14 protein-coding genes and 2 pseudogenes are annotated in these 13,241 nt (G+C 66.3%); 3 read left to right on the top strand and 13 right to left on the bottom strand.

Annotation, left to right across the window (positions count from 1 at the left end; all coding sequences use genetic code 11):
- Positions 1–138: 138 nt before the first annotated feature.
- Positions 139–780 carry a DUF4291 domain-containing protein gene (locus ACFY2A_RS28965; RefSeq protein WP_387176309.1) on the top strand — a complete coding sequence of 214 codons (642 nt, stop codon included), beginning with the start codon at positions 139–141 and terminating at the stop codon, positions 778–780.
- Positions 781–864: 84 nt separating this feature from the next.
- Here ACFY2A_RS28965 and ACFY2A_RS28960 read toward each other — a convergent pair whose 3' ends face one another.
- From ACFY2A_RS28960 to ACFY2A_RS28915, 10 genes and pseudogenes are all read right to left on the bottom strand, one after another.
- The gene (locus tag ACFY2A_RS28960) at positions 865–1,335 is read right to left on the bottom strand and encodes a UPF0158 family protein (protein ID WP_387176307.1); all 471 of its coding nucleotides are present in this window, start codon (positions 1,333–1,335) and stop codon (positions 865–867) included.
- Positions 1,336–1,431: 96 nt separating this feature from the next.
- A complete protein-coding gene (locus ACFY2A_RS28955) occupies positions 1,432–2,196 on the bottom strand; it encodes a hypothetical protein (protein WP_387176305.1) in 765 nt (254 codons plus the stop codon).
- Between the two features lie 217 nt (positions 2,197–2,413).
- Positions 2,414–2,902 (bottom strand): DUF1877 family protein, encoded by a 489-nt coding sequence (locus ACFY2A_RS28950; RefSeq protein ID WP_387176303.1) that lies wholly within the window; start codon positions 2,900–2,902, stop codon positions 2,414–2,416.
- 176 nt (positions 2,903–3,078) lie between these two features.
- Positions 3,079–3,402: a hypothetical protein gene (locus ACFY2A_RS28945; RefSeq protein ID WP_387176301.1), complete on the bottom strand. Its 324-nt coding sequence runs from the start codon at positions 3,400–3,402 to the stop codon at positions 3,079–3,081.
- 116 nt (positions 3,403–3,518) lie between these two features.
- Positions 3,519–4,436: a DUF2199 domain-containing protein gene (locus ACFY2A_RS28940; RefSeq protein ID WP_387176299.1), complete on the bottom strand. Its 918-nt coding sequence runs from the start codon at positions 4,434–4,436 to the stop codon at positions 3,519–3,521.
- A gap of 194 nt (positions 4,437–4,630) precedes the next feature.
- Positions 4,631–5,245, bottom strand: a complete 615-nt coding sequence (locus ACFY2A_RS28935) for a GNAT family N-acetyltransferase (protein ID WP_387176297.1) — start codon at positions 5,243–5,245, stop codon at positions 4,631–4,633.
- Between the two features lie 402 nt (positions 5,246–5,647).
- A complete protein-coding gene (locus ACFY2A_RS28930) occupies positions 5,648–6,580 on the bottom strand; it encodes a CU044_5270 family protein (protein WP_387176295.1) in 933 nt (310 codons plus the stop codon).
- Positions 6,577–7,161: an RNA polymerase sigma factor gene (locus tag ACFY2A_RS28925; protein ID WP_387176293.1), complete on the bottom strand. Its 585-nt coding sequence runs from the start codon at positions 7,159–7,161 to the stop codon at positions 6,577–6,579. Before ACFY2A_RS28925 ends, ACFY2A_RS28930 begins: the two co-directional genes overlap by 4 nt.
- Before the next feature lie 54 nt (positions 7,162–7,215).
- Positions 7,216–7,837 (bottom strand): annotated as a pseudogene (locus tag ACFY2A_RS28920) (transposase family protein).
- A 182-nt stretch (positions 7,838–8,019) separates the two neighbouring features.
- Positions 8,020–8,418, bottom strand: a complete 399-nt coding sequence (locus tag ACFY2A_RS28915) for a hypothetical protein (RefSeq protein ID WP_387176291.1) — start codon at positions 8,416–8,418, stop codon at positions 8,020–8,022.
- Between the two features lie 866 nt (positions 8,419–9,284).
- On the opposite strand from ACFY2A_RS28915, the gene ACFY2A_RS28910 reads away from it, so the two are divergent.
- Together ACFY2A_RS28910 and ACFY2A_RS28905 are read left to right on the top strand one after the other, a co-directional pair.
- Positions 9,285–9,491, top strand: coding sequence for a helix-turn-helix transcriptional regulator (locus ACFY2A_RS28910; protein ID WP_387176289.1), 207 nt, complete (start codon positions 9,285–9,287; stop codon positions 9,489–9,491).
- 3 nt (positions 9,492–9,494) lie between these two features.
- Positions 9,495–10,706, top strand: coding sequence for a tyrosine-type recombinase/integrase (locus ACFY2A_RS28905; RefSeq protein ID WP_387176287.1), 1,212 nt, complete (start codon positions 9,495–9,497; stop codon positions 10,704–10,706).
- Positions 10,707–11,311: 605 nt separating this feature from the next.
- Here ACFY2A_RS28905 and ACFY2A_RS28900 read toward each other — a convergent pair.
- The 3 genes and pseudogenes from ACFY2A_RS28900 to ACFY2A_RS28890 all read right to left on the bottom strand — a co-directional run.
- Positions 11,312–11,809, bottom strand: coding sequence for a hypothetical protein (locus tag ACFY2A_RS28900; protein ID WP_387176285.1), 498 nt, complete (start codon positions 11,807–11,809; stop codon positions 11,312–11,314).
- A 1-nt stretch (position 11,810) separates the two neighbouring features.
- Positions 11,811–12,368 (bottom strand): DUF6346 domain-containing protein, encoded by a 558-nt coding sequence (locus tag ACFY2A_RS28895; RefSeq protein WP_387176283.1) that lies wholly within the window; start codon positions 12,366–12,368, stop codon positions 11,811–11,813.
- A gap of 50 nt (positions 12,369–12,418) precedes the next feature.
- Positions 12,419–13,241: pseudogene (locus tag ACFY2A_RS28890) on the bottom strand (hypothetical protein); the annotation flags it as partial.

Raw genomic sequence — 13,241 nt, 5'->3', positions numbered from 1 at the left:
GGGATCCTCGCCGCTCGGTGGGCTGGACAACTCTCTGCGGCAGATGCGGGTGCCGGCGCGGATTCATTTCGGCTTGGCGTTGGCGTGGGTGTGGAATCTCGGTGGAGCAGTCGAGTCCGGATCGGTCAGGATTACGTTGTGTTCGTTCCCGCCCGTCAGATCCGCGCCCGCTACTCGGCCGACACCATCACCGTGTACCAGGCATATTCCCCTCAGGTCGCGCTGCCAGCGGTCGCCGCCGGTCGTTTCGTGGCTCCCTTCAAGCGGGACCGGATGACGTGGATCAAGCCGTCGTTCCTGTGGATGATGTACCGCTGCGGCTGGGCCACCAAGCCAGGGCAAGAGCGCGTACTGTCCATCGACATCACGCGGGACGGGTTTGAGTGGGCGCTGGCGCGAGCCTGCCTGAGTCACTACGACAGAGATCTGCACGGCGACAAGGCGACCTGGTCACGGCAGCTGAAAGCCAGCCCAGTCCGAGTGCAGTGGGATCCGGAGCGATCGCTGCAGCTGAAGGCGCTGCCGTACCGGTCGCTGCAGGTTGGATTGTCCGGCGAGGCTGTCGACCGGTACGTCGACGACTGGGTCGTTGCCATCACCGACATCACCGGCACCGTGGAGCGCGTAAGGGATCTCCTACGCGGCGGCCACGAACAGGCGGCAGCAGCCCATCTGCCTGTCGAACATGCCTACCCGCTGCCGGCTAAGAGCGCCGCCGGTCTCGATGCCAGCCCGGACCTCACCGCCGACGAAATGCCCGAGCAGCAGCACGCACAGTGACGGCCACCCGGCACGCCAGCGCGCCCGCTCGCCGGCAGATCCGTGCGTTCGCTGTACGGGAGGCCGCTTGGCGCGAGTGCTGGCTCATGGGAGGTCGGGTTCTGGGTGCTCGGCGACGAACCGCTCGCCCGTCTCGTTGTCGATCAACGAGTTGTCGACCAGCCATTCCACCGCCCGCCGCTTGGCGCGCGTGTCGCGAAACGTGTACCACGCCGGCAGTAGGTGCGGATACTTCTCATGCAGCTCGTTCTTGAACCGGCGGAAGGCGCCCTTACCCTGGATCGCTTGGACGAGCCTGCGGCTGGCCGCCGCGTCACTGATTCGTTCGGCGAAGTCGGCCATGTCCTGGTACCAGATGTAGGACGGCAGCGGGTCAATGCCGATCAGGTCGAGATCGTCAAGGTCGACGGGTGTCTGTCCGTCGATACCGCCGTCGGTCGTCCAGAACATGATCTCGCCGGTCTGTGGGTTGATCAGCCATCGGTGCTCGTAGTCGGTCTGGTCCTCGAGCGCGGCGGCGATCTCCTCCAGGTCCAGCCTGCTCAGATCAAGCATCCGGCCACCATAAACCTGCTGCCATCCGCGCTTCGAGCACGATCCACGGCCAGATCCGAGTGCCGGTTCGGAGGCTGTCGGTGATTCCTGTCCGGGTCAGGAGCAGTCGAATCGGTGGTCGTGGGGACGCTCTGGACATGATGTGCAGACGAAGATGTAGACGCCGCCAGCGTCGCCGAGCATCAATCCTGCCGGGTTCTGAAGCGACCGCCACGGATGGTCATCCGGACTGTCGAAGCCCCAGCCGATCACCGCGGGCCGGTCCTCCAGCGGGACCCAACGCCGCTCGTCGCCCCGGCTGAACTCCCAGCTGGCGATGGTGAGCAGATGCTCCATCCGAACCCCACACGGGCAGACCGGCCAGTCAGGCGACTGCGTCCAGCCGGGGTAACCGCCGACCTTGATCCCGGAAGCGACCGCCAGATCGGTGTCGTACTCCCAGCCGTGGTCAGCCTCGACCCGACGCGCCGCTTCCTGAATCTGCGACCACACCTCACGCGGCAGGTCGTACGACGGGTACTCGACCACCCGCTCAGGATCGACGACGCACGCATCGGGCACGTACCACCCATCGGCGTCCTCGTGTGGCAGGGGCATCGCCGCCAGTCGGGGTCCGATCGCTGATCGTCGCCGCCAGCGCAAGCGTGGCAGCGGAGCACTCCACGGATCGTGGTCGAACGGGCACCACAGCACCTGCAACACGTCCGAGCCCTCCGGGAACGGCAGCTCGGGCACATCGTCGGCGAGCAGTTGCAGGACCGGCACGAGTGGCACCCCCGCCTCGGCGGGATGATCGTCCAGACCTTCACCGTCACAGGTCGGCCACGGCTCATTCGCCGGCCACAGCAACGGCCCGCCCACGGAGCTCTGCTCAACCGACGGCGAACCCTTGCGTGGATGCAGCCGGATGGTCGTCCGCGCGAACCCACGCAACTGCGGAAGGCCGCATCCATATCGATCGGAGCCAGCGGGGTGGTATGCACGGCCCAGATCGTACGAGCAAGCAGCCTCCCGTCCCTCACAACACCTCACCGGCAAGCGCGATCGGCGGCCAGATGAGTGTGTGTCGAGTCTGAGCTCAGGTGGCGGTGAAGACCACGGCACGCCCCGCGGCCGCAGCCCGCTGGTAGAACGCCCGAACCTCGACGAAGTTGTCCCAGGTGTAGTCGAAGTCGGCGTCGTCGAGGGCACCGCGATAGTCGAGGTCGTCGATTGCGTCGAACCGCTGACGCAGCTGACATCGGTCGACGGACTGCAGAGCGACGGCCACGTCCCGGGCCTCGTCCACCGTGAGGTAGACCACGACGTACTCGTCGTGCAGCCGGCGCCCACCGAGCACCGCATGACTGAACGGATACTCGCCACCGTCAGGCTCGAGGGTGCCGTCGGTCAGGCACCGGTGAATGCCGTCCCACGCCTTGTCGGTGTCGACCCTCAGGCCGTCCTCGGCCCACGACTCCTCGATCTCCTCGATGAGTCCGTCAACCGCGTCGCTGGCGCCGCCATCGCCGGCCGCGAGCAGCGACCGCTCCTGCTCCGGCATGATCGCGAAGAGCACTCCCAGCACCCAGAGATCCTATGTTGATCTGTACCAGTGGTTGCGGAGGTTCAGCTCGGACCAAGGCATGAAGGAGCAGCAAGGGCGGTGCGCCGGTTGCGGCAGATCAGGATGCCGGGCTCCGCGCTGCCTTTGTCGTTTCCCCTCGGAATAGGGCTCAGGTGCGGGCGGGTGTAGCCAGCACTTCAGGCGACCGGGAGGTCGATCCGTCGTCCGGTTCCGTCCGGAGCCCCGTCATCGGTGACTATGGCGAACGCGCCGGTCGGCACGCTGTCGAGAGTCGCTACCCGTGACGCGGCGGTCAGCAAGGTGGCCTCGGTTGCTCCGGCGATGAAGAAGACATACACCTCGCCGAGCTCCTCGCCGTCGTCGTACACCTCGACCGCGCCTTCGTCTTCCAAGTCGACCAGGAAGTCCTCGACCTGATCGATCCAGGGGAACGCATAGGCGCCCGGGTCAAGACCCGGAGTTGGTACCAACGGAACGTGGATCTCGACGATGCTGGCCATGCCGGCATGATCTCCCAGGCGGAGGCGAAAGCGAAGCGGCTCGAAGCAGGGCTGCCAACGTGCGCGGTCTGCAGCAAATCCGTGCGCTGCCCTTTCCCGGGTGACTCTGCCGAGGATTACACAGGGGAATGACCCGCTTCTTGTTCGGTATTGTCGTACCGCGCCGATCGCCAGACCTGTCGAGCCCACGCATGGTCGGAGGCGTCGTCGTGCATGCACCTGATACGGAGGATGCCTTCGGAGGTCGCGGCATAACCGTGGAGTTCATGCTGCGGCTTACCGTCGACGACCACTGTGAGCCACAATGCCCGTCGCACCACCTCGCCGTCCTGCTCCGACAACTCGCCGTCGCACCGTTCGGGCAAGCCCCCGCTGAATTCGGCGATCGCAGCGTCGGCTGTCATGGCTTTCGAGGTATCGAACGCCTCGATGTGAACGGTCCGGCCGCGTCCCACGAACATCATGATGCCGTCGGCCGTTCGCGAGCCCAGACCGGCGGTGCGTTCCACGGACCAGCTCGCGGTGATCTGCTGGCGGACCGAGAGCGGCAGCGGGTGCCAGATCCGACTGAGTACATCGTCGCGGTCCCACGCCTCGGTCAGCACCCGCGACAACAGACTGTTCCGTTCTGCGACCAGATACGGCAAGGTTCCGGCATCGCGGACCTGCGCCCCGGCAATCTCACCGAGCAGCCCGGGCCATGGTTTGATCGCGTTCGCAACCTCGCCCCGGAGCGTGAGATCGGTGTACTCGCGTGTGGTCCAGACCGCGTTGGCGTGGCGCAGTTGCTCGTCGTCGAGCTTCAGCCAGACCGAATACGTCACGCTTGCGCCACCGGTCAGGTGCACCGGCATGAGACAGCGCAGGAAGCCGCCTACGCCCTCGATCCGCTGGAAATCGGAGTTTCCCCAGGCCGACGCCCGCTGCTCGGCAGGCAGCGCCAGGATCGCGTCCGGCAACGACGACCGGATGTCAAGGTCAACACCATCCAGAGGCTCACCGCAGCACGAGCAACCAGGCACATGATCGAGCACACCGGGACTGTACGAGAAGCTCACCCCAGCGTCGAACACCGGCAGGCACCACGACGCGTCCGCCCGACGAGCCCACGGCATGGCCGCCGAAGAGGCGACACATGTCGGGCCGCCCGTCGCGCCCGCTGCGCGGCAAATGAGCGCAACGCTACGGTTCTTTTCCGCCGTGCAGAACCGCTTCTGTCGCCGGTCGACTATGCGCCCCAGCCGGGCTCTGGAGGGGTGCCGGCGTCAGTTCGCAGCCGCGCGTGTATGTGGACGTCGTGCCACCCGTCGGTGTGTCGCAGGTAACCGCGTAGGGTGCCCTCGATGCCGAACGCGGCCTTGTGCGCGACCCGGCATGACGCCGAGTTGGCGATCGAGTGGACCAGGAAGAGCCGGTTCATCCGCAGCGTGCCAAACGCCCACGATGTCAGCGTGTGGACCGCGCGTACGGCAACACCTCTCCCGCGAGCAGCGGGCAGGACCCAGTACGAAAGTTGCGCTGACGCTTCCGACAACATGATCGTCCGAAGACCAACCTGGCCGACGACTTGATCATCCGTGCTACGGACGATGGCCCAACTGGCGTCTGATTCGTTCGCCCACCGCCCGGCCCAGTGCGCGATCCAGCCGCGCGCTTCGTCGTCGCTGTCCATTCGGCGCACATGCCACCGTTGTATGTCGGGACAGGCGAACGCGGCCCGCACCGTCGCGGCGTCGGCGGTGCACCACGGCCGTAGGACCATGTGCTCATCGATGCCCAGACGGGGCTGGCCGGTGGTCCGGAGGGAACCGGCGGGCAGGGCAGGGTCGACGAGGAGTGGCATGGCTCCATCATCGCCAATCAGCGATCGCCGCGTGCCGGCTACGGCCGGGCACCCCCCGGTATGGGCGCTTGCGGCGCCGCGGACGAGCCAAGTCTCGATGAATTTTCGATGCCAAGAGTGTTGGTCGGGGGCCAAAGAGTGAGTCCGACCGGGCGGTCCGCTCATCGGCATGAGCGGGCCTTTGCAAGTTGATCCGGCAGGGTGAGGGCGGGTGTGGCGAGCCTGGAGTCGATGAGGGTGGGGCTCCGGGTAGGACAGCAGTAGACCAAGATTCGATGCAAGCGAGCCTCGCCTGCGCTGCCTACCCCTTCACGATCTCGCTTTTCAGCCGCACTCTGAGCCACCTCGCCAGCCTCGTCCACCAGCACTGCGACCAGCATCGAGCCGCCGGTTGCTGGGCAGCTACCTGTCTGGGCGCTGTCCGAGGTTCGACACCACGGCTCGCTGCAGCACCGCAGTTGTGCTCAGCACCGTCCCAGCTGGCCCGTCGGCGGTGTCCGCTACGAGGTAACTGCGCTCACCGAGGTATGCGTACGTCTGTTCATCAAAGATCCACTCTTGGCGTCGGCTTCGCTCGGTGTGTGCGACGGCTACCCCTCGCCGCCCGACGGCGTCGGTGACCCCACGGACCACCTCGACCCCTGTAATCTTCGCCGCGGCTTGGTAGAGCGCGGCGGTCGTCTGGGGCGGTACCAGCGACTCGCGCAGGATGTCGCCGATCGCGGTGAACGCCGCGCCTTCGCGGCTGTTGCCTTCGCCACGTTCGTCGCGCTCTCGGTAAAGCTTCTTCAACAGGGCGTCCGGGTCGCTGGGCAGATCGACAAGTGCCGCATTCGGTGTCACGTCTGTGAGCGTCTCCCGCTGCGGGATCGCACCGATGATCGGGACGTTGAAGGACGGTTGGCGGAGTAAGCCGTCACCTCGCTCGGTCCGCGGGATCCAGATCTCCCGTTCGCGTACGGGCTGCAGTTGCGCCGGGCCGTCACCCAGCTCAGCGAACGCGCCCCGGCTCCTGATGTAGACGTACTCTCCCTCTGCGGACGATGGGTCCGGCGAGTCGGCGGCCGCTGCGGCCATCCGGTTCAGCAACAACGTCGCGCCACTGCGTTCCCCGCGCTCGACCGTCACGATCAGCGGCGCGCTGTCCGGTGCCCACGGCTGGGCGATCGCCCCGGCCGAAACCGCGACCGCCAGCACGCCGGCCGCAGGCGCGAGCACCAGCATCCGCCGTGGCCGAGGGGCCGGCCGCTCGATCTCGTTCATCAGATGATGCCGCAGTGCCTGCCGGCGCAGCGCCGACATGGCCGACACCCGGGGGGCGGTGGGCTCGCTCATCGGTACTCTCCCTGCTCCACGGGAATCATTCGGGTACGCGCCATCTCGCGCTGTGTCAGCACCCGCAGCCGGGTCCGGGCCCGTGACAGCCGCGAACGCACGGTCCCGACGGGTACACCCAGCGCCTCGGCCGCCGCCGCGTAGTCCAGCTGCGACCACACGCAGAGCAGGAACACCTCCCGGTCCGCCCGGCGCAGCGCCCGCAGTCCCGCCAGGACCGCAGCCACCTGGTCGGCATCGTGCATCCGGGCGACCACCTCGTCAGCGAAGTCCGGGACGGTGTCGCGTACGGGCAATCGCCGCAATGCCTCCCGGTGCCGGCGCGCCGCCCGCCTGCGATTGCGCAGCACATTGATGGCGATCCCGAGCAGCCACGGCCGCAGGCTGTCTCCATCCGCACGCAAGGATCCGCGGATCCGCCACGCCTCAAGGAAGGTCAGCGACACCACATCCTCGGCCTGAACCGGATCGCACCCACTCCAGACTGCATGCCGGTGAACCGCATCGGCATGCTCATCGAAGAGCTCACCGAACGCCTCGGTGTCTCCGGCCCGGATCCGGACCCGCATCTCAGCTGTCACACCTGTACCTGTCCGCAGCCGCCCGCGAGTTCCACCATCGGGGACAATTTCTCATCACGCGTAGCGGTCCGCCCCGACATGGTGCAGCACGAGGACGGCCTGCACGATCCCGGTGGAACGAGGCGGGCAGCAGCCCAGTTTGGTCGGCATCTGCCAAGTCTTGAGCGTCGCGATGGCGCGTTCGCCGCGAGCGCGTGTGCCCGGTTGACCGTCTTCTGCCGGCGCGAGAGCTCCGGCCGGCGTCGGCGCGACTTGAACGGCGTGCGCACGCTGCCCCGGACGCTTGATAGCCCTTGTCGGCGAAAGTCATCACCTCCGCGCTGGTCAGCGCCTCGATGATGCTGTGGACACGGGCAACGGTCAGGTCGTGCGTCGAAACCGGCAGCACCGGCAAGGCCCACACCGCTGTGGCCAGGTGCTCGGCGACCGCTGCGAGCACCACGATCGCTTTACCTGCACGTACCGCCAAGCAGTGCCGACGCCGACGGCGAACCCGGCGGCGAGCCGGGTGTAGGTGTCACCCTTGCACAGGTGGGCCAGAGCGAGAAGTGCCTGTCGGCCCGGGTCAAGGCGCCGCCACCGGAATCGATGCTGGTTGCGCTGTGCTCGAATGAGGTCAGCGAGGTCGTTCAGAGTACGGCTGGACAGCGGGGATCGTAGACGGGTAAGACACCACAGCGAGGCCCCCGGTCGGACATCTTGGTCGACTGTTGTCCTACCCGCAGCCTCACTTTCATCGATTTCCTGGCTCGCCATATGCGCGATGAGTTCCAAGATCATCTTTGGAAAAGGCTCAGCGGAAGTCAGGGTGGGTAATGGTGATCTCTACGCTGGTGACCCGATTGGCAGCTACAAGCCTCACCGGTCAGTACTCGGAACCGGCGTCGTACGGCCCGCCTGTGGCGGGAAGGCGATCCCATCACCGGTTGCCAGCGGTCGTCGCCGGTCAAACCGCCACAGCGCCGCGGTGGCGACGAACTGCCCGGCCTCATCGCCGAAGGCCGGTTGGTTCACCTGCGGTCGCAACATCAAGGGAAGGCCGTTGAGCAGCTCCGGCCACATCTCCTGGTCCGGATCGCGGCACGGCGACTTCGCTGACTCGTGGTCAGATACGCGGATGAAGACGCCGCCGTCGGCGGTGAACACGACGACTCCGTTCGTCACCGCTGCTGTTGCTGATGAGGGCCACCTCATCGTCGCCCACGCCGCGATGTCGTCGTAGTAAGGCTGCGCGCCGCCGATGATGCGTGCCAGCACAGCCGACGCCCTACAGCCCCCGCAGCAGCAGGTCCACCCTGGGCAATCTGGCGGCGACGTGAAGCAGTCACCGCACGACCGCTCCCGCGACGGGATCCGCCGTTCGATCTCCGTGCGCCACGTAGTCGTCTCGCCTACCGGGGCGGCAGGGCGAGCACCGCTGCGGCCAACGCATGGCACTGCGCGAATCCTGAAACCCCGACGACGTCGTCGCAACCTGCACCCTGGTCAGCCGGATCGCGGCTTGACGCCGACATCAAACGGCCAGCACATCGGTACCCGGACTCCCTCCAACCATCCGACGCTGGCTGACTCACGACGCTTCTACCGGTCGTGCGCTCGCAGCCAACGCCAGCCCGAGCACCTTCACTTGAGCGAAAGGCACCCATCATGGGAACGCTTCAGAACCTCCGAATCCGCATGGCCCGGACCACATCGACACCCTCCACCACCTCGTCTACGTGCTCCTCACCCGAGCCGCACTTCAGCTCACGCGACATCATGCGTCCGGGAGGCGGACGCTCGCCCGCTGCCCCTCGGCCCGTGGCCGCTACCGAGGAACAGGCCACGGATGCCTGCCCGTACGGGCCACAAAGCCTTCCCACCGCTGCCATCCGGGGTCGGCTTGACGCCGTGGGGCGGAAGCGGGTGGATGGACGTCCACACCAGACATCCGACGCGCCCGCCCACCAGGGCAGCCGCGTCACCAGCCCATGGCCGCAGCCGGGCTGGAACCCGGAAAGGACAGCCGTTTCATGCCTGCCCCACCCCCGACCCACCCCGCCGAATGCCGCCGCTCAGCGGCCGTCTACCGGCCCCGCCGGGACAGACCATCCGCCCGGATCCACCAGCATGTTGGGCGGACGATGACCGGCCCGGCCGCCGAATGGCGGCCCGATCCGCTCCTGACCATCGATGACCTCGCCGCCTGGCTGGGCAAACCGAAAAACACCCTCTACGCCTGGCACAGCCGAGGCAAAGGACCACGCGCCATCCGCGTCGGCAACACCCTGCGCTACCGGCGCAGCGAGGTCGAACGGTGGCTCGACGAACACACCGACACGGACCGATGACCTGTGGCCCGCCCTGAACTGCCCATCGGCACCGCCGGCAAGATCCGCACCGAGAAGCTGGGCCCTGGCCGATTCCGCGCCAGGGTCCGCTTCCGCGACTACGACGGCGTCACCCGTGACATCGAGGTCACCGACACCACCGGCCCGGCCGCCGTCCGGGCGCTGAAGGTCAAGATCCGCGACCGCAGCACCCCCAACGACGACGAGATCAGCCGGGAGACCCGCATCAACGCCCTCGCCGAACTCTGGATCGAGGAGATCACCGCCGAGGAACGGATCGCAGCCCAGACCATCCACCGCTACCAAGCCAGCCTGCGCACCACGATCCTGCCCGCCCTGGGCAACCTGCGTATCCGAGAAGCCAGCGTCGGGCGTCTCGACCGGCTGCTCCGCGAGATCGCCAAGGACCGGCCTTCCGCGGCCAAAGGCGTGAAAGTCGTCCTGGGCCAGATGTTCGCCCTCGCCGTGCGGCACGGCGCGATCCCGAGCAACCCCGTACGCGACACCGGCCGGCTCCGTAAACCCCGCCGCACCGTCGTCGTCCTCAGCGGCGAGCATCTCCACGCTGTCCGGGCGGCGATCCGTAACTGGCAGCAACCGGTCCCCGGCAAACCCGGGCCTCGGCACACCGGCGACCTGGCCGACATCGTCGACCTCATGCTCGCCACCGGCGCCCGCATCGGTGAAATCCTCGCCCTGCGCTGGGAAGACCTCGACCTCGCCACCGCGCGTCCCACCCTGACCATCTGCGGCACCCTGGTCTACGTCAAAGGCCAGGGCATCTTCCGTCAGCCCTGGACCAAGAGCGACGCCGGCTACCGGATCCTCGTCCTGCCCCGATTCGCCGTCGGCATGCTCATGGCCCGCAAAGTCACCGCCGCGGACAACCCGCACGACGCGATCTTCGCCTCCCGGCGCGGCACCTGGCTCTCCCCCAACAACGTCCGCCGTCAGTGGCGTCAGGCCCGCGCCGACACCGACCTGGACTGGGTCACCCCGCACAGCTTCCGCAAGACCGTGGCCACCCTGATCAAGGAGGAAGCCGACACCAAGAGCGCCGCCGCACAGCTTGGCCACTCCAGCGAAGAGGTCACCGCCACCTACTACATCGCCAAGCCCGTCCAGGCCCCCGACGTCTCCGACGTCCTGGAACGCCTCGCCGCCAACCCGAACCGACCCCACCCACCAACCCTGCAAAACGATGCGGGTCGATGACAAACTTGATTGCCGCACCTGGTAAACGGGGGGTTTTCGGGGGGCGGTTCAAATCTCCATCGAAGAAAGTCAAAGCCCTGACCGCGTTTCCGCAGGTCAGGGCTTTTTCTTTGTCGGGACGGCCGGATTCGAACCGACGACCCCTTGACCCCCAGTAGTCCAGTGGCCCAGCGGCATGCTCACGCACGTTTGTCCAGGTCGGATGAAGCATAAACCAGCCGTGTAAAGGAGTCGTCCTACCATCCGCAGCACCAGTTGGCCCTTCCAACCACCCACCCGGGCGAGCCACCCGTTACCTCACCGCCGGTTCCAGCAGTGGGACCGACTGGCGTCGCGCCGAACTGGCCGGTTGCCGCCATGGTGATCCTGCAGGGCACACTCCTCGTCCGCTCGCCCAGCGCCCCGCCCGCCGGCCAGGAGCCGGAGCGTAAGCGGCGGATAAAGGTTACACGCTGTCCGGGCGACTGGCCGTCTACATGCTGCTCGCACCCGCCTGCCGCTCGCCCGGCGCGCTCGCCAGCTTCGGAGTGCTCGCCTTGGACCCCGCCTGGTACGCCACCCACCCAGCACGCCATCACCGACCTACCGAGCCGCCCGCCATCCACTCACGTGGTCACCGGCTCCGGTAGGTAGGCCTGGTACAACTGCTTGACGAGCGAGTTGAAGGCGTAACCCCATAACCTGGTTCCCCGGAAGGTCCACACCTTGCCCGCCTTCACATCCACGACGGCGGGCTGCGCCATCGCCGCGAAGCCGTTCACATTGAGGCGGTACGCCTTCTGCATCAACGCCACAGCAGCCGAATCCACCGACTCGGTCACCAGGATCGGCAGCACGATCACGCCCGACTGCAAGCCGCGCCACTGGCCCTTACGTCCCAGACCCAGATTCACCACGTCATCGACGTACGCCCGAAGGCCAGCCTCGTCGACCCGCTCCACCTGGGCCGCGACCGCGAAGATGTGGATCCGCGTCAACAGCCGGACCCTCGCCCGATATCCGACCAACACCGGCAACGATCCGATATTCTCATCAGTTACCACACATCCATCGGCAATCATGCGCTGCCGAACAACGTCCACATAATCACTCGCGGAGACCATGTCAAGAACTCCTCTCCCCGGCTTGCCGCTTGTCGAACAACGAAAAATATACCGGAGCGCCTACAATCGCCCTAAAAAGGTAGACCATGGTTGCCAACAACAGGAATACACCGAGCGCCTTTCCGGCTATCCGAAATACTCCATAAAGAACCGACAGGAGGACAGAGACAGGCTTGCCGTAGCGGCAAGCAGTTCGCCCATGCCCAGCGCATGCCTCCCGAAGAGTGACAACACTCCCTATTTTCTCGGGGTCGGCAATCGAGCCCTCGACAATCCCCTCGACGGGTTGCCCGTCCTCCTGCTGGACCAGGATCCGACAGACCCACCAGAAGCCCAGCCCTTGGTCACTTACGGGGCCTACTCGGCGACACTCTTTGACCGTCGCTTCGACCGACCGCTCCGCCGGCCCATGCGGGCGTACAGAGCCAGTGCCGGGATAGATAGAAACTACCGTCAGGTAAAGGAGCGACAGCACCGATGCCACTACGAGGGTGACGGCCATGAATAACAACTGACGAAGCCTATATAGCACTGGACCGTGCCGTCGCCAAGCCAGCATCTCGCGTGATCGATAATTACGGGAGATGCTGGCGATATCCGGACGCTCAGTCAGTTGAAGCCCCCTCCCAACAACCCGCCAACAATCTGCGGCACTCCCGTTGCCGGATTGAAGGAATACCCCTCTCTCCAGAGTTGCTTGACGTCATCTCTCGTCGTCGGAGCGATAGCCCCGACAGTTCCTCCAGCTACGCCATTTGCCGTAAAGGCACCCTGCACCAACATTCGGCTCGTGTCGAGAGCAATAGCTGCGTGCCCTTGCATGCCTCCGCCAGCATTCTTCACGTCCTTAGCCCATTGTTGGCGGCTACCTTCGACGAACTTGCCGAGGTTCTTGTTTGGCGACCCCCCGATCCTCCGGCTAATCGATGCTGGCGTGCCTTGCCGCGCGGCGGTGACCGTACCACGTCCCAGTCCACCGATGGCAGACCGCGCCCCAGACGCAGCGCCCCTCAGGCTTGCCGCAAAGAGGCCGCTAATGGCGCCACCGAGTGCAGCGCCAGCTGCGCCACCGGCAAGTCCCAAGACGGCACCGATACCGAGGTCGAGAGCCAGGCTTCCTGCCGAACACCGATTCTGGTTACCGCCTGCGCACTTGAGACCGCCACTAACGAGACCTGAGACCGCGCCACCGAGCGCACCGCACAGGAGCGCTCCGCTGCCGCCGGTCACAACCGTGCAGGTTAGCCCGACAGCCACGCCCGCGATCACGCCCACCACGTCGGCGTTCTGCACGGCCCAGTTCCCGATGTCGGAGCCGAAGTCTTTGACCTTCTGCCCGTTGCGGCACCAGAAGCTGGCTTGGCATTCGCGTTGTTTGCGTTCTGCTTCGGCGCGTTCGTTGCTGGCCTGCCGGTATGTTTCGCGTTGTTGT

This window comes from Micromonospora sp. NPDC000442 (genome assembly GCF_042898635.1).
In the GTDB taxonomy this organism is placed as follows: domain Bacteria; phylum Actinomycetota; class Actinomycetes; order Mycobacteriales; family Micromonosporaceae; genus Micromonospora.
The sequence above is the reverse complement of the archived record's forward strand: the minus strand, read 5'-3'. Positions and strand labels throughout refer to the sequence as shown.

What these genes read in the sequence shown, in the direction of transcription:
- ACFY2A_RS28960 (WP_387176307.1), bottom strand. Translation starts at nt 1,335, where the DNA reads ATGCTTGATCTGAGCAGGCTGGACCTGGAGGAGATCGCCGCCGCGCTC.
- ACFY2A_RS28945 (WP_387176301.1), bottom strand. Translation starts at nt 3,402, where the DNA reads ATGGCCAGCATCGTCGAGATCCACGTTCCGTTGGTACCAACTCCGGGT.
- ACFY2A_RS28935 (WP_387176297.1), bottom strand. Translation starts at nt 5,245, where the DNA reads ATGCCACTCCTCGTCGACCCTGCCCTGCCCGCCGGTTCCCTCCGGACC.
- ACFY2A_RS28930 (WP_387176295.1), bottom strand. Translation starts at nt 6,580, where the DNA reads ATGAGCGAGCCCACCGCCCCCCGGGTGTCGGCCATGTCGGCGCTGCGC.
- ACFY2A_RS28910 (WP_387176289.1), top strand. Translation starts at nt 9,285, where the DNA reads ATGACCGGCCCGGCCGCCGAATGGCGGCCCGATCCGCTCCTGACCATC.
- ACFY2A_RS28900 (WP_387176285.1), bottom strand. Translation starts at nt 11,809, where the DNA reads ATGGTCTCCGCGAGTGATTATGTGGACGTTGTTCGGCAGCGCATGATT.
- ACFY2A_RS28895 (WP_387176283.1), bottom strand. Translation starts at nt 12,368, where the DNA reads ATGCTGGCTTGGCGACGGCACGGTCCAGTGCTATATAGGCTTCGTCAG.